14 protein-coding genes are annotated in these 20,621 nt (G+C 48.4%); 6 read left to right on the top strand and 8 right to left on the bottom strand.

Annotated elements, in window-relative coordinates:
* Positions 1-78 precede the first annotated feature (78 nt).
* The 6 genes from ACT6PV_RS11960 to ACT6PV_RS11985 all read right to left on the bottom strand — a co-directional run bounded on the left by ACT6PV_RS11960 (position 79) and on the right by ACT6PV_RS11985 (position 9,149).
* Positions 79-903, bottom strand: coding sequence for a TatD family hydrolase (locus tag ACT6PV_RS11960; protein ID WP_445116560.1), 825 nt, complete (start codon positions 901-903; stop codon positions 79-81).
* A 7-nt stretch (positions 904-910) separates the two neighbouring features.
* Entirely contained in the window at positions 911-1,903 is a 993-nt protein-coding gene (locus ACT6PV_RS11965; RefSeq protein WP_445117106.1) for an RsiV family protein, read from the bottom strand.
* 86 nt (positions 1,904-1,989) lie between these two features.
* Entirely contained in the window at positions 1,990-2,814 is an 825-nt protein-coding gene (locus ACT6PV_RS11970) for a hypothetical protein (RefSeq protein ID WP_445116561.1), read from the bottom strand.
* 116 nt (positions 2,815-2,930) lie between these two features.
* Positions 2,931-4,523, bottom strand: a complete 1,593-nt coding sequence (locus ACT6PV_RS11975) for a peptide chain release factor 3 (protein ID WP_445116562.1) — start codon at positions 4,521-4,523, stop codon at positions 2,931-2,933.
* A gap of 163 nt (positions 4,524-4,686) precedes the next feature.
* On the bottom strand, positions 4,687-6,759 hold the full coding sequence (locus tag ACT6PV_RS11980) for a putative bifunctional diguanylate cyclase/phosphodiesterase (RefSeq protein ID WP_445116563.1): 2,073 nt from the start codon (positions 6,757-6,759) through the stop codon (positions 4,687-4,689).
* 200 nt (positions 6,760-6,959) lie between these two features.
* Entirely contained in the window at positions 6,960-9,149 is a 2,190-nt protein-coding gene (locus ACT6PV_RS11985) for a carboxy terminal-processing peptidase (RefSeq protein ID WP_445116564.1), read from the bottom strand.
* Positions 9,150-9,338: 189 nt separating this feature from the next.
* Here ACT6PV_RS11985 and nagZ point away from each other — a divergent pair, with 189 nt between their 5' ends.
* Complete coding sequence (gene nagZ, locus ACT6PV_RS11990; protein WP_445116565.1) at positions 9,339-10,358, top strand: beta-N-acetylhexosaminidase; 1,020 nt, start codon at positions 9,339-9,341, stop codon at positions 10,356-10,358.
* A 126-nt stretch (positions 10,359-10,484) separates the two neighbouring features.
* Positions 10,485-11,348, top strand: a complete 864-nt coding sequence (locus tag ACT6PV_RS11995; protein ID WP_445116566.1) for a class I SAM-dependent methyltransferase — start codon at positions 10,485-10,487, stop codon at positions 11,346-11,348.
* Between the two features lie 25 nt (positions 11,349-11,373).
* Here the strand turns inward: ACT6PV_RS11995 and ACT6PV_RS12000 are convergent, their stop codons facing one another.
* Positions 11,374-12,708 (bottom strand): alpha/beta fold hydrolase, encoded by a 1,335-nt coding sequence (locus tag ACT6PV_RS12000; protein WP_445116567.1) that lies wholly within the window; start codon positions 12,706-12,708, stop codon positions 11,374-11,376.
* Between the two features lie 310 nt (positions 12,709-13,018).
* Between ACT6PV_RS12000 and ACT6PV_RS12005 the strand changes: the two genes are divergently transcribed.
* The 3 genes from ACT6PV_RS12005 (at position 13,019) to pta (ending at position 18,030) form a co-directional block, all read left to right on the top strand.
* Positions 13,019-14,284 carry a glutamate-5-semialdehyde dehydrogenase gene (locus tag ACT6PV_RS12005; protein WP_445116568.1) on the top strand — a complete coding sequence of 422 codons (1,266 nt, stop codon included), beginning with the start codon at positions 13,019-13,021 and terminating at the stop codon, positions 14,282-14,284.
* Between the two features lie 337 nt (positions 14,285-14,621).
* A complete protein-coding gene (locus ACT6PV_RS12010) occupies positions 14,622-15,821 on the top strand; it encodes an acetate/propionate family kinase (RefSeq protein WP_445116569.1) in 1,200 nt (399 codons plus the stop codon).
* 70 nt (positions 15,822-15,891) lie between these two features.
* Positions 15,892-18,030 carry a phosphate acetyltransferase gene (gene pta, locus ACT6PV_RS12015; protein WP_445116570.1) on the top strand — a complete coding sequence of 713 codons (2,139 nt, stop codon included), beginning with the start codon at positions 15,892-15,894 and terminating at the stop codon, positions 18,028-18,030.
* A gap of 213 nt (positions 18,031-18,243) precedes the next feature.
* Here the strand turns inward: pta and ACT6PV_RS12020 are convergent, their stop codons facing one another.
* Positions 18,244-18,858 (bottom strand): class I SAM-dependent methyltransferase, encoded by a 615-nt coding sequence (locus ACT6PV_RS12020; protein WP_445117107.1) that lies wholly within the window; start codon positions 18,856-18,858, stop codon positions 18,244-18,246.
* 210 nt (positions 18,859-19,068) lie between these two features.
* On the opposite strand from ACT6PV_RS12020, the gene ACT6PV_RS12025 reads away from it, so the two are divergent.
* Complete coding sequence (locus ACT6PV_RS12025) at positions 19,069-20,595, top strand: fumarate hydratase (protein ID WP_445116571.1); 1,527 nt, start codon at positions 19,069-19,071, stop codon at positions 20,593-20,595.
* The last annotated feature ends 26 nt before the right edge of the window (positions 20,596-20,621 follow it).

The raw sequence follows: 20,621 nt of genomic DNA on the forward strand, positions 1-20,621 counted from the left end.
ACTGACCGGTATTCCCGCCACCAAAAAGATGAAAAGTGTTGTTTTGGAATCATTCGGGCATTTCAGATGATTTGACCATTAAATCGCCAGGCCAAGCACCTGATGCGCATTATCCCAGACCATCTGTGCCAGTTGCTGGCGGGGAAGATTCAGGGTGGCGGCAAGTCCATCCAGTACATAGGGTAAATTTGCCGGAACATTGCGGGTCCGGTGTTCATGCGACGTCTGACAGCATAGCGGTGTCATATCGGGGCAATCCGTTTCCAGCACTACATGTTCTGCGCCAATGGCCTGAACCACCGTATGCAGTTTTTTTGCATTGGGACTGGTGATCTGTCCGGTCACCCCGATTTTAAAACCGAGTCTGATCAGGGCACGGGCTTCCTCGACGCCACCACTGAAGGCGTGGGCAATTCCGCCCTGTTTAAACTGATGCTGTCTGAGTAAGCCAATCACATCAGCGTGTGCCTTGCGGATATGTAAAAGCACAGGTTTCTGAAATTGCCGGGCCATTTCCAGCTGTGCTGAAAAAAAATCTTTTTGCTTCTGGAAAATATCTGCCTGCTTATGCTGTTTCAGATAGGTGTCCAGCCCTATTTCGCCCACAGCCACACAATCCTCTGTACGCAGCAGGTTTTCCAGTTCCGTCAGATGCGCTGTCTGATGCTGTTCAATATAGGAAGGATGCAACCCTGGCGCCAGATAACTCCGTGGTGCGCAGGCAAGCTGATTCAGAAAGTGATGGGTCTGCGTCAGCAACTGAAACCTCTGCTGAATAAATCCGATCAATATCAGTTTTTCCACACCGGCCGCTTTTGCCTGATACGCCAGCTGCTTCCGATCTGCATCAAAATCAGAAACATCAAAATGGGTATGCGTATCAAACAACGCCAGTTCAGCCATTGCCTAGCTAGCCCTTTCCGGCAGCAACGGAGGCCTGCGCCTGCTCAACCGATACCTCAGCAGGCAAATATTGTTGTTTCAGGACATTTTTCAATTGTGCATAGGGAATTACCAGCCGGGGCAAACCCACCACATAAGGGCCAATTTCGTACTCGCCATATTGCAGAATCAGCCCCTGCTTCGCCAGATAAAAATTACTGGATAATTTAAATTTCCACACCTGCTCATATTCAGGCACACTGTCCGCCAGTTTCGATTCAGTCACCCATTGGCTAAATACCCCATGTGCCAGTTGCTCCAGCTTCGGCTTCTGATCCGGCAACAGCAAATCATTCAATTCAACCTGTTTCTGATGTTTTAAATCAAAATTTAAATACGTCTGTGATGATGAGCCATGTGCGCCTCCCAGGTAACTGGTGGTGTTCAGCACCACGGTTGCCAGTGGCCCATTGACACCCGAATTCAGGATTTTAGGGCTGACCATTAAATTGATCCGGCCACTTGCCCCCAGCGTTTTCAATTCCTGATCCAGTGCAAGAAATGCCGTCACATAAGGCTGTACCTGCCCGGCCATCTGCTGAGCGGCTGTTCTGGTTGCATTTTTTTCAATGGCGGCACTGGCGGACAGTTGCTGATCGACTGCTGCAATCTGCTTGACGGTTCTGGCTTTTTCAGCCTGAATACGCGGGCTCTGATTGCTGATTTCGAGGATCCGGTCAAGATTTTTCAGAATCTCACGGTCAATGATGTCATCCACCACAAACTGATTCGTATGCAGCCGGTCCACTGAAAAATCAGGACAACTGTTACCACCGCATTCAGGGATCTCCAATGGTAATTTTTCAGCATTTCCCTGTAATGTCAGTGTGGTATCCTGTACTTCTGAAACACTTTGCTGCTCAGTATCCTGCTGCTTCTGATCAGCCTTTGGCTGACAGGCCAGCAATGCCAGTGTTGAAATCAATACGCCAAGTGCCGCAGCCGTTCTATCATTTAACATCATACCAACCCTATACCTGTTCCAGAATCCATCAACTTTTTCGCCGGGCCAGAGCGATGCACATCCGCCACCAGCCACCACATCCCCTAAAACATTTGCTTATAAACTTCAGGCTTTAATACCTGTTGAGTTTGTTCCTTCGACAGATAAATATCAAGCTGGCTGCCATCATCAGTGATTTCACTGGTCCGATAATGCAACCCTACCCCTTCACCGTCAAAGAACCAGTCGGACTGTCCCCAGTAGAGTTTTTTCGGTGCCGCCTGTTTGATATGACTGTCCTGCTTATTCAGCCATTGCAGATATTGTGTCTGAATAAAACCATTCATTTTATTCTGCTCACCGGCCTGAATGACATCCAGAACCTTCAGATTTTTCTTCATTTTGCGATCAGCTACAAAGAAATACTGTCGTTCCTGTATTGATGTATCTGCCTGTCGGCTGTTGACTGAAATCTGCAACAGCACATATTGATTTCGCTGCGATGCAATTCGCGTCTGCATATGCAATTCATAAGCCGGATTCTGATCAAACTCTGCCTGCCAGGCATCTGATTTTTTGATATAGGCATCCACCGCCTGTTGCAGCGTCATGTTCTGCCTTAAACCAATCTGGCTCTGAACCACCATGGCCTGGTGATCTGTAATCCACTGATTCAGCCATGCATCCTGCGTCTGAATGGTCTGAATATCCATCTCAATACAGTCTTTCTTTTCACAAAATGGCAGGGCATAAGCCGCCCGGGTTTCCTTCAGCGTTAAATGCGGCAAGGCTTTTGACGAAGTACCCTTGTCCTGTGCAGTCTGCTGATCATGATTTTTCCCGGAGTCACAGGCACTGACGGCCAACACACTCAGACACAGCACCCATCTGATTTTGATCTTATTCTTCTGTAATCCGGTCTTCCGCATGATCTGTGTTCCTGTATTTACGGTGCTTAAAATCTCAAGATCGACTATTTTGATACAAAAACAGCTCCCCGAGGAAGCTGCATTTACATTTTACTGCAACACGAAACCTGACATGATCAATGTTCCCGTGTTGCCCGGAACTGAATATCCGGATAACGCTCCTGCATGAGCTGCAGGTTGACCCGGCTGGGCGCCAGGTAGGTCAGATGCCCTCCGCCATCCAGTGACAGCTGATCATGTGCTTTCTTTTTAAATTCATTGAATTTACGCTCATCGTCACAGGACACCCAGCGCACGGTATTAATGTTAACCGGTTCATAAATACAATCCACTTTGTATTCTTCCTTCAAGCGATAGGCCACCACATCAAACTGCAGTACGCCCACAGCACCGACAATCAGATCATTATTGATCTGTGGCATGAACACCTGAGTCGCACCTTCTTCTGAAAGTTCCTTCAGGCCTTTCTGCAGCTGTTTGGATTTCAATGGATCCTTCAGCCGCACCCGGCGGAACATTTCAGGTGCAAAGTGTGGAATACCGGTAAAGTGCAGATTTTCACCGGAAGTAAAGGTATCTCCAATCTGAATGGTGCCGTGGTTATGCAAACCTATGATATCGCCCGGCCATGCTTCTTCCAGCTGTTCACGCTCACCGGCCAGGAAAGTCAGTGCATCACTGATGCGGATATCCTTGCCCAGACGAACATGGTTCATTTTCAGGCCTTTTTCGTATTTACCTGAACAGATGCGCATAAATGCAATCCGGTCCCGGTGTTTCGGATCCATATTGGCCTGGATTTTAAAAATAAAGCCACTGAACCCTTCTTCGGCAGATTCGACTGCACGTTCCTGGGCCGGATGTGCTTTCGGTTGTGGTGCCCACTGAATGAAGGCATTCAATACATGATCCACGGCAAAGTTACCTAAAGCAGTACCGAACAGTACCGGTGTCTGCTTGCCCTGCAGGAACAGTTCAGGATCCAGCGGTTCATTGGCCATCTGCACCAGTTCCAGTGATTCTTCAAATGCTGCAAACGCCAGTTCACCGACTTTCTCACGGATATCCGGATAATCATAACCTTCCCGTACTTCAATATCGGTAATGGTGGAGCCAAAACCAGCCTTATAAATATAAAGCTTTTCTTCCAGCAGGTTGTATACCCCGGCAAAGTCCCGCCCCATGCCCAGTGGCCAGGTGATCGGGACGCAGCGGATATTCAGGACGTTTTCAATCTCATCCAGTAATTCCAGCGGCTCACGGATTTCACGGTCCATTTTATTGACAAAAGAGATGATTGGCGTGTCACGCATGCGGCACACTTCCATCAATTTGATGGTTCGCTCCTCGACCCCTTTGGCACCATCAATAACCATCAGCGCAGAATCAACAGCGGTCAGTGTCCGATAGGTATCTTCGGAAAAATCTTCATGCCCTGGCGTATCCAGCAGGTTAATCACATGCTCCCTGAATGGAAACTGCATCACAGAGGTGGTGATTGAGATACCACGCTCCTTTTCCATTTCCATCCAGTCAGATGTGGCAGCACGGTCAGATTTGCGGCTTTTGACCATCCCCGCCACCTGAATGGCCTTTCCCCATAACAGCAATTTTTCTGTCATGGTGGTTTTTCCGGCATCCGGATGCGATATGATGGCAAAGGTTCGTCTTTGGGCGACCTGTGCCGCCAGTTGATCTTTAAAACTCATGGGGGATACCTACTGCAAAAGTGCAGCATCAGGATCAAACGCTGATCAATATTAAGAACTGGCCATATTGTAACAGATCAATACTGTTTTTGAATCACATGGCCGATCAGACAAAAAATGAATCAATCACTGCAATCCCCACATTCGGGCATTTTGCATGACCTCAGTTCCACTGGATACGATAGTTTTCTTCAAGACGGTCCACAGGAAGCGGCATACCCAGCAGATACCCCTGTAACTGCTGGCACCCGAGACGTTTTAAAATGTCTGCCTGCTGCTCCGTCTCCACGCCTTCTGCAGTCACAATCAACCCCAGTCGTACGGCCAGCTGAATAATGCTTTCCAGAATCATTTCTTCCTTGGATCCAACTGATAAATCACGGATAAACTCCCGGTCAATTTTCAGCTCATCCACCGGTAAATCCTTTAAATACAGGAAGCTTGAATGACCGGTTCCAAAATCATCAATCGCCAGCCGAATCCCCAGTTCGCGGAGTTTCTCAAAGGTCTGAATGCTGGTTTCAATATGATGCATAGCCGTTGATTCAGTAATTTCAATCATCAGACTGCCATCCTGTAACTGATACTTCTGAATCAGCCTTTCCAGTGTTTCAATCAGATGCTTATGTTCAAACTGAACAGCAGACAAATTCACAGCAACGGAATAAAACTTAAAATGCTTTTCTGTCCAGGTCTGAATTTGCTTACAGGCCTGTTCCAGGGTCCAATAGCCCATCCGGATAATTAAACCCGTCTGTTCTGCACCATCAATAAACATGCCCGGTGCCAGCAAGCCCAGGGTTGGATGTTTCCAGCGGATCAGTGCTTCCAGGCCGCAAATATTATAATCCGTTGTAAATTTCGGCTGATAAAACAGAATAAATTGCTGTTCTTCAACAGCTTTATACAGGTCGTTAATCAATTTGGACTGACTTCTGTTCAGTTGTTGCCGGTCAATGGAATGGTTAAAAAAACTATAGGTGTTACGGCCCTGTTCCTTGGACAGCATCATGGCAGCATCTGCGTTCATCAGCAGATCCTGCAGGTTATTGCCATGTTCCGGATAAAAGACAATCCCAATGCTGGCCGAAATGTTAATTTCCTTTTCTGAAATTAAAAAACTTTCCTGAATCCGCTGTAAAACCAGGCTGGCCATTTCTTCGACCTGCGCCTGTGATGAGCATTTGAGAATTAACAGAAACTCATCCCCCCCAATGCGGATCAGTTTCTGATTTTCCCGCAACAGGGCATGCAGTCTTTGTGCAAGTTTCACCAGTAACTCATCGCCAATATGATGCCCGAAGGCATCATTCACGGATTTAAACAAATCCAGATCGATATACATGAATGCAATTTTATGCTCACCGAGCTTAAAGGAAGCAAATAATGAGTTGGTATAATCCAGCAGGAAGAAACGATTGGGCAATTTAGTCAGGTTGTCCTGCAGCGCCTGATTTTCCAGTTCCCGGTTGGCCATTAGAAGTTGCAGGTTGCGTTCTTCCAGCCGCAATTCCAGAATCGCCACAGAAAAAGCAGCCACCATAATCAGACTGGTAATAAAAATGGCAACAAATAAGGCCTGATTCTGACTGTCCTGATAATCCCGAAAAAGCAGCTCATTGTCCTGCAACGGAGAAAAGGACGATGACGCCATTCCGGTATAGTGCATGCCCAGAATGGTCAGTGTAATCATGCAGGCCACGGCCAGTCTAAAAATATTTCTATATTGCTGGGCTTTTTTATATTTAAAGGAAAGCCAGAAAGACAGACCGGAACCACTGATGGCAATTAAAATTGAAAATACCACCAATAAGGCATCATAGCGGATTTCACGGTCCGGAATATTCAGCCCCAGCATGCCGACATAATGCACACCGGCAATCCCGCCGCCCATCAGTATTGCCCCCAGTACCAGCCGTGCCAGCGGCAGGGTATCCCGGATGATCAGCCATATGGCAAAAATAGAAGCAACCATTGCAATAACGTAGGAAAAGAACGTCAGTCCGGGGTCAAAGGAGTAACCCGACGGCAGATGACAGGCAAAAATTCCAATAAAATGTATGGCCCAGATCACCAGACCTAAAAGCATACCGCAAATCACTGACATCAGCTTCCGGTAGCCGGGACGGGCATGATTAAAAATGCGCTGCTCCAGCGAAATCGCCAGGTAACAGGTTATGACTGCAACAATTGCAGAACCAACTACAAGATGACTGTCATAATCCATATGAATCATAAAAAAACACTTCCGAAAGTGAACTCATTATTGTTATTGGCAACAAAAAAATGACGGAAAACCGCGAAAGCTTCGCTTTTTTTAAGGAATGTTGAATCCTTTTAAAATATCACTATCTCATTGAAGATCAAGTTCTTTATCAATCTATATAAAAAAGAGCATATCAGAATACACTCTTTTCATATAACTAAAAACAGAATCTAGTTATTTTTCCTGATGTTTGCCAGATCCATCAGTACATTTGCCGATTCCGTTACAAAAGCTTCCTCTTCCGGCAGTGGCGGACGCTGAGTCGCTTTCATTTTGGCACGTGATTCTGCCAGTGCATCCAGCGAGGCCTGATAACTTTCCCAGTTGGAATAAGGCTTCAGCCCGGTTTCAGTCCGGCGTTTATTTTCTGCCTGAAGTGTTTTCAGTTCCAGCGCTTCCAGTTCAGCCTTGCGCTGGTCAATATCCAGCACAATTTTTTTCTGATCCTTAGTTTGCTGTGCAATGGCCTTACGTGTTTTCAGATACTGAAATTGCGGGTCCTGAACCACCCGTTTTTGCGAAAATCCATCCAATTGCTGGACATAGGGCTGGATGACACCATCGCGTTTAAACGGTGCAGTCGGAATGGTATCCCATTTCAGCGCATTTTTTGCCTTGCGTTCACCAAACTCTTCATCATAGATATCCACCAGTTTGATATCCGGAATCACCCCCTTGTTCTGGGTGCTGCCACCGGTGACCCGGTAGAACTTACGCTGGGTCAATGTCGCCTGACCATAGGCCAGACTATCCAGCTGCACCTGCGCGGTTCCCTTTCCGGTGGTGGTACTGCCAATAATTACCCCACGACCATAGTCCTGAATCGCAGCTGAATAAATTTCGCTGGCAGATGCAGATGCGAGGTTGATAATCACCGCCAGTGGACCGGCATAGGTCTGTGCGTCATTATCATAATCTTCAAAAACACTGACATTGCCATTGCCATCACGGATCTGCACCACAGGCCCCTGTTTAATGACCTGACCAATCATTTTTGCAACTTCTTCCAGTGAGCCACCCGGATTATTACGCAAGTCGATAATAATACCTTCTACATTCTGAGCCGCCAGGGACTTCAGTGCCTTATTGGTATCCTCTGCAACCGAGCGGTATTCTCCTCCTGCACGGCGCGCACGGTAATTCAGATAAAAAGACGGAATTTCAAGCACGCCAAATTTATGTGCCTTGCCATCGCGTTTGACTTCAACAGTACGGGAACGCACACCGGCATCTTCTTCCTGAATCACATCCCGGGTCAGTGTCACTGACCGTGCCTGATTCATGGATGCCCCCGAACCAAGCAGTTTAATCGTAACTTTTGTACCGCGTTTACCCCGGATCAATCCAACAATTTCCGAACTTGGCCAGCCAATAACATCCACCATTTTTTTATCGCCGTCCTGAGCAACACCGATAATCCGGTCTCCGGATTTCACCTGACCGGATTTGCTGGCCGGACCACCTTCCACAATGGTTTCAATACGGGTGTAGTCTTCATTACTGCGCTCAGGGCGAATGGATACCCCAATCCCTTCCAGTTGCAGCGTCGTCTGACGATTCAGTTCAATTGCATCCAGTGGCGGGAAATAGTTGCTGTGCGGATCATAGGTCAGCGTCATCGAATTCAGAATTTTTTCCAGCACATCATCGCTTTTCATGCGTCCAATGCGTTCCATCTGGCGACTATAACGCTTAGTCAGGGTCTGAACCGGGGTCAGATCTTCTGAAGCCGTTAAGTCCTGGCCATCCGCCAGCGAAGGGTCAGCTTTCAGTGCCTTCTGCTTCGCCTGCTCTTCCTGCCGGGTAATGGTCAGATTGATCAGCTGCGACACCAGCATTTTTTGCCAGTAATTTTCCTGCTCGCCCTGCGTGCTGAAAAACGCTGCCTTTTCACGGTCTGTGTCAATATAGCTATTCGGCTGATTTAAATTCTGTGGTTTCTTCAGCTCTGCCAGCATAAATGTATAGAAAGCTTTCAGACGCTCCCGGTATTTTGCATGAATGGCGTAGGGACCGGATAAATCACCTGCCTTCAATGATGCCCCCAGCGTCGCCCCATATTGCTTTTTATAAGCGGTAACTTCTGACGCCAGAAACAGCGTGTGTTCCGGATCCAGACTGTCAATATACATGTCCAGAATCCGGTTTGAGGTATTGGCATCCAGACGCATATTCAGATAATGCTGACGATCGACCAGTGTAGCCAGCTGGCGCGCAACCAATGCCTGCTCCTGAGTCGGTTGAATTGAACGGGAAACGGAAGCAGGCCTGGTTTCTGCCATAGCCTGACTGATGGTGTGCGTAAAAAATAAACCACCAGTTGCAACGGCAACGGCGCAGGCAATTGTTTGAAGTTTCATAAATCCTAATACTTCCTCGAGGTTTCCAGTTGCATGGTTTTCAGTCTGAATTCAACAGATTCAAAATCTTAAACAACTTTATCGATCTGTGTCGTGTAGTTTTATCATAATCTGTACCAATAAAATGTAGCAAATCATTGCAAAATTCGAGTATTGTTTCCTTTTAAAAAATACAATGACGGATTTCCCATGATTGGCGCATTGATGCTTGATATTGCAGGCACAGAACTTACTCAGGAAGATATTGAACTATTACGGTTTCCGCAAGTCGGCGGGATGATTTTATTTTCCCGTAATATCGAATCTCCACAACAGGTCCGCGCCCTGACCGATCATATGCGTCAGATCCGTCCGGAAATTTTAATTGCCGTTGATCAGGAAGGTGGCCGGGTTCAGCGCTTAAGGTCTGGTTTTACCACACTGCCGGCGATGGGGGATTTTGGCAGACTTTACCAGACCGAACCACAGCAGGCACTGAGTTTAACCGAACAATGCGGCTGGCTGATGGCCACAGAAGTCCTTGCCGTCGGTATTAACTTCAGTTTTGCGCCGGTACTGGATATCAATGGCATCAGTGATGTCATCGGTAATCGTGCATTTTCCAGCAATATGGACGATATCATTCCACTGGCACGGGCTTTCATGAAAGGCATGCATGCTGCCGGTATGGCCACGACCGGCAAACATTTCCCCGGACATGGTTCAGTCCAGGCAGATTCACATGTTGCTGCTGCAATTGACCCACGCAGTTATCAGGACATTCATGACCACGATATGCAGAGCTTTATCCACTTACAGCCACAACTGGATGCCCTGATGCCGGCACATGTCATTTATGAAAATGTCGACCCGAATCCTGCCGGTTTTTCCTCCTTCTGGCTGCAGAAGGTGTTGCGTCAGCAGCTGAATTTTGATGGTGTGCTTTTTTCCGATGATTTAAGCATGGAAGCTGCCGGTATCGCCGGTGGCGCTGATGCACGCATTCAGGCCGCCCTGCAGGCTGGCTGTGATATGGGCCTGGTCTGTAATAACCGCGAGGCTGCCCTGCTGGCCCTGAACAGTATTGCGCATTTCCCGCTGCCAAATCAGCAACGCCTGGAACGTATGCGCGGCACCATTCCACCGCGACAGAACTGCTCACCGCCCGAACTGGGGCCGGTATGGCAATCTGTCAAAAAGACCATTGAAAAATTTACAGATTCCTTATAAAAAGAAAGGGAACAGCAAAAGCCTGCTGTTCCCGGCATGGTATACAACCTGCCTTCATATCGCCATAAAACAGGAGCTGCCACAGGCAGACACCCACAAAACAACAAAGTCATTTAAGGGATGATCATGACTGAGCCACTTTCCCGACATCGCCATATTTCCTTTACAGCACACTATACCGGTTATATCTGGTATCAAATGGGCATCTCTCATCCATTGCTTGCAACGGCAAAAGGCAAATTCCTCGCCGGCCTTATACATCCTGTGGAAAGCCTGGCGGAGCGATATATCGGTGGCAGTATGCGCACCACCTTAAAAACCCGGCATCGCCTGTTGGATGAACAACTGACTCAGCTGATCCTGCAGTATCCCGATATGCAGGTGCTGGAAATTGCAGCCGGACTGTCTCCCCGGGGCTGGTGGTTCAGACAGCATTTTCCTGATATCGATTACCGCGAACTGGATCTGCCTGACATGGCCAGCACCAAACAGGCGGCCCTGCAACGTATGGATCAAAACAGCCCGAATGTGCTTTCAGCCGATCTATTTACTGAAGATTTCCAGCGTGCTTTTGAGGTTTTTGATCAACAGCGGCCATTGGTGATTATCAGTGAAGGGCTAATCAATTATTTTGATCAGCCCTTATTGCAGCAATTGCTTCAATCAATTGTCCGATATGGACAGCAATTCAAGGCACTGCATTATTTAACCGACCTCTATCCTGAACCGGTCCAGCATAAACTGGCCCGACTCATCTGGAGCAGCAGCAGATTCTTAAAACTGATGTCCCGCAGTGCATTCAGTTTTCATTTTACCCGTCCGGCAGAAGTTCGTGATTTCTTTCATCAGGCAGGTTTCAGACAGGTGGAAGTAATACAGCCACGGTTATATGTCAGTGAACATTCACCTCAGACCACCCCGCCTGACAACACAGATCCTGAACAGCATCAGGGTGATCTGGTCTGGGTCATACACGCACAATCCAGTTGAGCATTCAGCACTGATCAGTGGTGGCTCACACCACCACTTCCACTTCAGCAATCGTCTGTTTCTGACGTGCAATAAAGCGCAGCAATCGGTCCGCAATATCAAAACTGCCATGTTTAAACAACGCCCGCACCTGTTTTTCATCGGCTTCAAAAATCAGACATTCAATTTTAAATTCGCCCTCAGCATCACTCAGATGCAAGGCCAAATCACGCGGGAACTGATTTACAAAATGCAATTGCTGCGTATTCTGAAGACTGAACAACACACCAAAGTAGTTGATATCCACAATATTTACGCTGAGCTGATCCGGTCTGTGCCGATGGGTTAACACCGTCTCCGCCTCCAGCACCGCAATACGCTCTTCACCCCGCCGCTCCATGTACTGCATTTGTTCACGTGTCAGGCAAATAATCCCTTCAACTTTCTGAATGGATTCTTCCTTTAAAAAAGTGGTAAACAAATTCATGGTTTCCTTGCGACGCTGTAATTGCGGCACATGGTCAGCATTGGCAATCAGTGCAAATTCCATATCCGGACATTGCAGGGCAAAATTGGCATTTTCATGCGGCAGGGTAAAACTGTCGAACTCTCCACAGGCCACCAGCGTCTTACATTGCGGTACCGGTACATTCTGCAGACGCAGCAAACGATTGCAGTTAATTTCATAGCGTTGCTGTTCGGTTGCAGAGAATTCAGCCATCTGCCTGAAAAACAGCCGCTTTGCGGTCGGAGACATCCGGGTTTTATCCAGTTTTGCATGATTCACCAGATACAGAATCACTGCCTGGCCAAATTCATCCATGCGCTGTTCCTTCATCAGCAACAAAGACTCTTCCAGCAGCATACGCCAGCTTTTGCGAGTCTTCTGCATGACGCCCATCAGGATCATACGGTCAACCAGTTCAGGGCGCTGCACCGCAAAACAGGACGCCACCACCGATCCAAGTGACATTCCCATCACCGAAACTTTTGCAATGCCGACAATATCCAGCCATGCTCCCAGCATTGCGGATAAATCCGGTAGCTCCAGGCTTCCGGCCGAAACACCACTATCCCGGTTGCTGATCTGCTGATTGGATCCCAGTGAAGGTAGATCAATCAGAATGACAGGCCCCTTTTCAAACAGTTGCTCGACACAATATTTGTATGAGTTAAAATTCTGAAAAGCACCGCCGACAATGATAATCGGTGTTTCATACATGGTCCGCGGGTCCGCGATCGCCATGTATTCAATTTTCCAGCCATCAATCCACGTGATGCGCGCAGGTTGCTTAAAGCTGTTTCTGTTGTAGATATCGAAAAAACCGAAACCTGAACCGGCCTGGTGCACTTCCGTATCCATCTGAATAATGGAATTCATTCCCTTCCTCCATCCCTGCATTATTCTTTTACTGTGCAAGTCCTGTACGAGCTGTATTGTCCGCTCTTCCAGTCCGCGCGGGCAATTAAAATTGTATGAGGTCAATATCCTTATTGTCTCATTCTATAGAATAGTCTGTTTTCTCCGCAATCATAATGTTGACCATTTATCCAGTTTTAGGGGCCAGGATACAAAAAAATGATTGCCAGTCCGATCCACCCCTGATTTTTCCCGCTGAATAAGCATGGATTGTTATGGCACAGACTGTTAATATCAAATGGAAATTTTCCGGTAATTCAGACAAATCATCATGCAAGACTCAATTGAGCAATATATGCAAACCACTGGACAGCAGGCACGCAAGGCGTCAGCCACACTTGCTGCTGCCTCTACACTGGTGAAAAACAATGCCCTGTCTGCAATTTATACTGCCCTGCAAAACAATGAACCCCTTATTCTGGCTGCCAATCAGACAGACATGCAAAAGGCGCATGCCAATCAGCTGGACAGTGCATTGCTTGACCGACTGGAACTGACTCCGGCACGCTTCAAAGGCATGCTTCAGGGTTTAAAGGACGTCATCAGCCTAATTGATCCCATTGGTGAAATTACCGATCTGACCTATCGGCCAAGCGGCATTCAGATTGGGAAAATGCGGGTTCCACTGGGTGTGGTCGGCATGATCTATGAATCACGCCCGAATGTTACCCTGGAAGCGGCATCGCTTGCCCTGAAATCCGGCAATGCCATTATTCTGCGTGGTGGTTCAGAAGCGCTGGAATCCAATAAAGCCATTGCCGAGGCCATACAGCATGGCTTAAAAACAGCCGGTTTACCGGAAAGCTGCGTTCAGGTGATCAATACTGCTGACCGGGCAGCCGTCGGCCAACTGATTACCATGTCTGAATATGTGGATGTCATTGTACCCCGTGGCGGCAAAAGCCTGATTGAACGCATTACCAATGAAGCCACCATTCCCGTCATTAAACATCTGGATGGCAACTGTCATGTCTTCGTGGAAGCTCAGGCTGATCTGCATAAGGCGCTGCCCATTGCACTGAATGCAAAAACACACCGTTATGGTGTCTGTAATGCCATGGAAACCCTGCTGGTCGATGAAAAAGTCGCAGAAGAGTTTCTGCCACGCATTGCTGAACTTTATGCTGAAAAACAGGTGGAGCTGCGCGGCTGCCTGCAGACACAGCGAATTCTGGGTGCTGCTGTGCAACCGGCAAGTGAGGAAGACTGGTACACCGAATACCTGGGGCCCATTCTTGCCATTAAGGTGGTCGGTGGCATTGAAGAAGCCATTCAGCATATTAATCAATATGGTTCACACCATACCGATGCGATTATCACTGAAAATTTCAGCCTGGCCCGTCAGTTCCTGACTCGTGTGGATTCAAGTTCAGTCATGGTCAATGCTTCGACCCGTTTTGCTGACGGCTTTGAATATGGTCTGGGCGCGGAAATCGGTATTTCCACAGATAAAATTCATGCCCGTGGCCCGGTGGGGCTGGAAGGTCTGACATCGCAGAAATGGATTGTCCTGGGAGACGGCCAAATTCGTCAGTAAATCAGTTTAAAGACCGGAGATTCAGACTGAGCCTCCGGCTGCACCCCGATTCGAAAACCATCACCCATCGCACCATGGCAGTCTGCCATCTGAACCATCCTGCCCCATTTCAGGGCTGATTAACAAAAAATTTCCTTTCTTCGTCTGCCGGTACTTTTATTGCACCCTAATTGTGATAAGTTAACTCACATACTGATAAATATGAAAAAGTTGTAAATCAGATCAGTCGTTAAACTTAATCTCCTGAAGTCCACTCTGAACAGTACGCCCAAATATTGCACAATAATAGTCTGATCAATCAGAACAGTGACTTCTTCCATTCATTCAGGTAATTAACGTGTCCATACCAGTCTTAGTCATCAATTGCGGTTCTTCATCCATCAAATATGCGCTGATTACAGAACAGCCTGACCAGCATGTAAGCCGGATCTCCGGCCTGGCAGAAAATTTAGGTTCTGCCGATGCCCGGATTAAGGGAACTACAGCAGACAATCAGCCGCTTGAGCTGGCCATTCCCCATGCCGACCATGAGCAGGCACTGGAAACCATCCTCAGTCATCTCTCCCAGTACAAACCTCAGGCGATTGGTCATCGTGTAGTCCATGGCGGCACCCTGACCAGAGCAGAATTACTGACCCCTGAAATCATTGAACGTATTCGTGAAGCAACCCCGCTGGCACCATTACACAACCCTGCCCATTTACTGGGCATTGATGCAACCATGCGCCTGTTTCCACAATTGCCGCAGGTGGCGGTATTTGATACCGCATTTCACCAGACCATGCCTGCACATGCTTACCGCTATGCAATCCCCGGTTTTTTATATACCCGGCACAATGTCCGGCGCTATGGCTTTCATGGCACCAGCCATGCCTATGTCTCAGAACGTGCATCCAGTCTCGCCGGTCACTTCAGACAGGGCGGATGGTTAAGCGCTCATCTGGGTAATGGCAGCTCAACCTGTGCCGTCTGGAATGGCCAGAGCCTGGACACCTCCATGGGCATGACCCCGCTTGAAGGCGTCGTCATGGGCACCCGCAGCGGTGACGTGGACCCAAGCCTGCACGGTTTCCTTGTACATAACCTGGGTTGGGACATTGATCAGGTTGATCACATGCTGAATCAGCAAAGTGGATTACTGGGACTATCTGAACTTTCAAATGATATGCGTACGGTCATCGAAGCGTCTGAGCAGGGCAATGCATATGCTGTACTTGCCCTTGAAGTATTCTGTTATCGGCTTGCAAAATCACTGGCAGCATTAAGCTGTGCCCTGCCGCATATTAACGGTCTGATCTTTACCGGTGGTATTGGCGAGAACTCAGCCTATATCCGTGAAAAAACCATCGCTCATTTACCGCACTTCGGTTTCAATCTGAGCAAGGAAGGTAATTACAGCTTAAAACGTGGTGCTGAAGGACGGGTTGATCAGGGTAATGGCCCTCAGATCTGGGTCATTCCCACAGATGAAGAAGGCCGGATTGCCCATGAGACCGGACAGGTGGTCACTCAACCTTCCGACTTACAGCAGAACTGAATCAGATGCTATGATGTTACGTAGCCTGATCAGCAATTCTTTCAATATCCAGTGAATTAAGAAAAAGCATATGAAAACAATTTTACTGATCCCCACCGGGGAAGGTGTAGGTTTAACATCCGCATGTCTGGGCATGGTTTACGCACTGGAATGCCAGGGTATAAGTGCCGGTTTCCTGAAACCCTTTTCCCAGGAACTCACCACAGATGCTGACCGTACCACAGCACTGTATCGTCACGTTTCAAAGTCAGAAACAGTGGAGCCTATTCCCTACGCTCAGCTGACGCACCTGCTGAATTCCGATGAAACAGATGAATTGCTTGAAGAAGCCGTCAGCCTGCATCGTCAGGTTGCAAAAGCCCATGATTTTATTGTGGTTGAAGGCCTGGCACCCAATGCACGGGATACCTTTGTCAGTGAAGTCAACACCTCACTGGCACAGGCGCTGGATGCCCAGGTAATCTTTGTCAGCAATGCAGATATTCATCAGGCTAAATATGCGGCTGAAAAAATCGACTCCCAGTTGCGTCATTTCGGTGGTGCCAGTTCGACACGGACAGCAGGTGTCCTGTTCATGCGTACCCGTGGGCTGCCCGCAGATTCGGCACAGATTCCAGTCACCATGGATACCGACCTGCGCCTGATCACGGAGATCAATAAATTTACAGCCGCCATCCAGGCCACACATCCACATATTGGCAGCAGTCAGTTTCCCATCATCGGACTGGTACCTTTCAGTGATATCTTAAGTGTGCCTCGTGTCTCAGATCTGGCCGCGCAGATTCAGGCCGTGTGGATCAATGAAGGTAGTGCCCGTAAGCGCAGAGTGCTGCACAGCAGCCTGATTGCCTCCAATATAGAACACGAATTACATAAATTTGTGGCGGGTGAGTTGATTATCAGCGCCTCAGACCGGATAGACGTCCTGCTGGCAAGCAGCCTGGCCACCAGTAATGGTATTCCATTGGCAGGACTGGTACTGACTGAACATCATGAACCAAATGCCCAGGTCCTGAAATTCTGCCAGTCTGCCATTAAAAACGGCTTACCCATTTTGCATACGACATGCAGCACCTTTGAAACAGCCCAGCAACTGTCCAGTCTGAGTAATGAAATTCCGGTGGATGATATAGAGCGTGCCGACCAGGTCACCCGTTTTGTCTCCAGCCATATTGATCCGGAATGGCTGACCCGGATTATGAATGGTGATTACACCCCACGTCTGTCACCTTCTGCATTCCGTCATGAGCTGGTACAGAAGTCCATTGCAGCAAAAAAACGCATCGTCCTGCCGGAAGGTGATGAGCCACGCACCATTCAGGCGGCTGCCATCTGTCAGTCCCGCGGCATTGCCCAGTGTGTACTGCTGGCAAAGCCGGAGACCGTACTGGATGTCGCCAGGGCCCGCAATATTGAGTTGCCATCCGAACTGGAAATTATTGATCCGGACCTGATCCGTGAAAATTATGTGGCCCGAATGGTTGAACTGCGCAAGGGCAAACTGAATGAGTTACAGGCCCGGGAGCAGCTGCAGGATACGGTGGTACTCGGCACCATGATGCTGGCACTGGATCAGGTGGATGGTCTGGTCTCAGGTGCGGTGCATACCACGGCAAATACCGTGCGCCCGGCGTTTCAGCTGATTAAAACCGCCCCCGGCTACTCATTGGTTTCATCCATCTTTTTTATGCTGTTGCCGGATGAAGTCTATGTCTATGGCGACTGCGCAATTAACCCGGACCCGGATGCAGAGCAGCTGGCTGAAATTGCCATTCAGTCTGCCGACTCTGCAAAAGCCTTTGGCATTGACCCACGTATCGCCATGATTTCTTATTCCACAGGAACATCAGGCGCCGGTGCAGATGTCGAAAAAGTTGCCAGAGCGACGGAGATTGCCAGACAGCGCCGCCCTGATTTACTGATTGACGGCCCACTGCAATACGATGCGGCCTCCGTAGAGAGTGTCGGGCATTCCAAAGCCCCGGACTCCCCGGTTGCCGGACGTGCCAATGTTTTTATTTTCCCTGACTTAAATACCGGAAATACCACTTATAAGGCAGTACAGCGTGCTGCCAATGTGGTCAGTGTCGGCCCAATGCTACAGGGTCTGAATAAACCTGTGAATGATCTGTCCCGCGGTGCGCTGGTGGATGATATCGTCTTTACCATTGCATTAACCGCGATTCAGGCTGAACAACAGGCGGAATAACCAGCCGTCTGATCTCCACCCGATTGAAGGATCGGGTGGTTTTTTAGCGGAGAGCTCAGATAAAATCCATCAGGTGAAAGCACAACGAATCTGATGATCATCCGGTACAATCATTCAATTGACTAAGCAGCTGACGCCTGAATGCCTCAACATCTTAAAATCATTGCTTTAAGATCACTGTTTTAAAACCAGGGTATAAAATACCACTGTCAATCATGCAACATATTGTGCCAGCCATACAGTATGCCCTGCACACTCAGCATCTTCTGCGATCATATTTACCACCTTAAAACCATGCGTTTTCAGCAATTCACGGTATTCATCCTGTGACAGACTGGCGTGGTACAACACCTCACCAAACATATCGCCCATGGCTTCCCCCTGCTCGGGTCCAGTGGTCAGCATCAGTACAGTACCCCGTTCCGCAGATTGTGAAAACTGCTGAAACATTTGCCGCTGATCATCCGCAGTTAAATGAAAAAAACTGTCCCAGGCAAGAATGCCCTGAAACTTCTGATTCAGATCAATCTGCCGCATATCGGCCTGAACCCAGTGTTGTTCCGGAAAGTTATTGCGGGCCATATCAATCATGACATCTGAACTGTCCATTCCCGTGATGCAATGCCCCTGCGCAATCAGATAAGCCGCAATCGGCCGGCCTGAACCACAGCCCAGATCCAATATAGCTGAATGTTCAGGCAGCAATGCAAGAAAATGATCCAGCCATGCTTTTTCATACAGACATTGCCCGCGCTTTTCTGTCCATGCACGACCATGTTTTTTATAAATTTCAATAATATTTTTAGCAAAATGCGCCTGATCTGTCATTTTCTTCATACATCTGAATCAGCTGATGTCTCATATCATAGCAAACCGAAGCCAGCAAACCATCCTCTTCACACCACATTCACCATGTCGCTCACGCGAGCTAATGGACTGAATTTTTAAGCCTTCCTCTGAGTAAAATGCCCACAAAAACGGCTTTATCCCGTATAATTTGATCCGCCAGCCAACAGCCAGCTCAGGAGTTTTTTTGATATGACCACGATTATCAAGCAGGACGACCTGATCACTTCGATCAGGGATGCACTTCAGTTTATTTCCTATTACCATCCACAGGACTTCATTCAGGCCATGAGCCGTGCCTATGACCGTGAAGAGAACAAGGCCGCAAAGGATGCGATTGCACAAATTCTGATTAACTCACGCATGTGTGCCGAAGGGCATCGTCCGATCTGTCAGGATACCGGTATTGTCAATGTATTTCTTGAAGTGGGACTGGAGGTTAAATTTGAGCTGAGCATGAGTCTGGACGATGCTGTGAATGAAGGCGTACGCCAGGGCTATCTGGAAAGTTCAAACGTGTTGCGCGCTTCCGTACTGGCAGACCCGGCTTTTGGCCGTAAGAATACGAAAGACAACACACCGGCGGTCATCCACTACAAACTGGTCCCCGGCAATAAAGTTGATATTACCGTTGCCGCCAAGGGGGGTGGTTCAGAAAACAAATCCAAACTGGCCATGCTGAATCCGTCTGACTCCATTGTGGACTGGGTGCTGAAAACCGTACCGACCATGGGTGCCGGATGGTGTCCGCCGGGCATGCTTGGTATCGGCATTGGTGGAACCGCCGAAAAAGCCATGATGCTTGCCAAGGAAGCATTAATGGAAGAAATCAACATGGATGAACTGTTGCGCCGTGGTCCACAGAACAACATGGAAGAGCTGCGTATTGAAATCTTTGAAAAGGTGAATGCGCTGGGAATTGGCGCGCAGGGTCTGGGCGGTCTGACCACCGTACTGGATATTAAAATCAAGGATTATCCATGTCATGCAGCCGGCAAACCTGTCGGTATGATTCCAAACTGTGCTGCAACCCGTCATGCACATTTCCAGCTGGATGGCTCAGGTACTGCACACATTCAGGCCCCTAAACTGGAAGATTATCCGGCAGTGACCTGGGACTCATCCCAGTCCCGCCGTGTTGACCTGGACAGCATCACTCAGGAAGAAATGAATTCATGGAAACCGGGTGACACCCTGCTGCTGAACGGCACCATCTATACCGGTCGTGATGCTGCACATAAACGCATGGTGGATATGATCAACAATGGTGAGGAGTTACCAGTCGATCTGAAAGGCAAATTTATTTATTACGTCGGTCCGGTTGATCCAGTCGGTGATGAAGTGGTTGGCCCTGCCGGTCCGACCACAGCAACCCGCATGGACAAATTTACCCGTCAGGTGCTGGAACATACCGGTCTGTTCGGCATGATCGGCAAGGCAGACCGTGGTCCGACGGCTATTGAAGCCATTAAGGACAATCAGGCCACTTATCTGATGGCTGTCGGTGGCGCAGCCTACCTGGTGTCCAAAGCAGTGCGTGAAGCAGAAGTAGTGGCCTTTGCCGACCTGGGAATGGAAGCAATCTATAAATTTGTGGTTGAAGATATGCCAGTTTCTGTCGCTGTGGATGTCAATGGCACCTCCATTCATGCCATTGCACCTAAAATCTGGCAGGCAAAAATCGGAAAAATTCCGGTGGTGGATGCTGCAGCGGTTTAATTCGGATTAAAACTTGAAAGCGGTAT

The organism is Acinetobacter sp. WZC-1 (assembly GCF_052544965.1).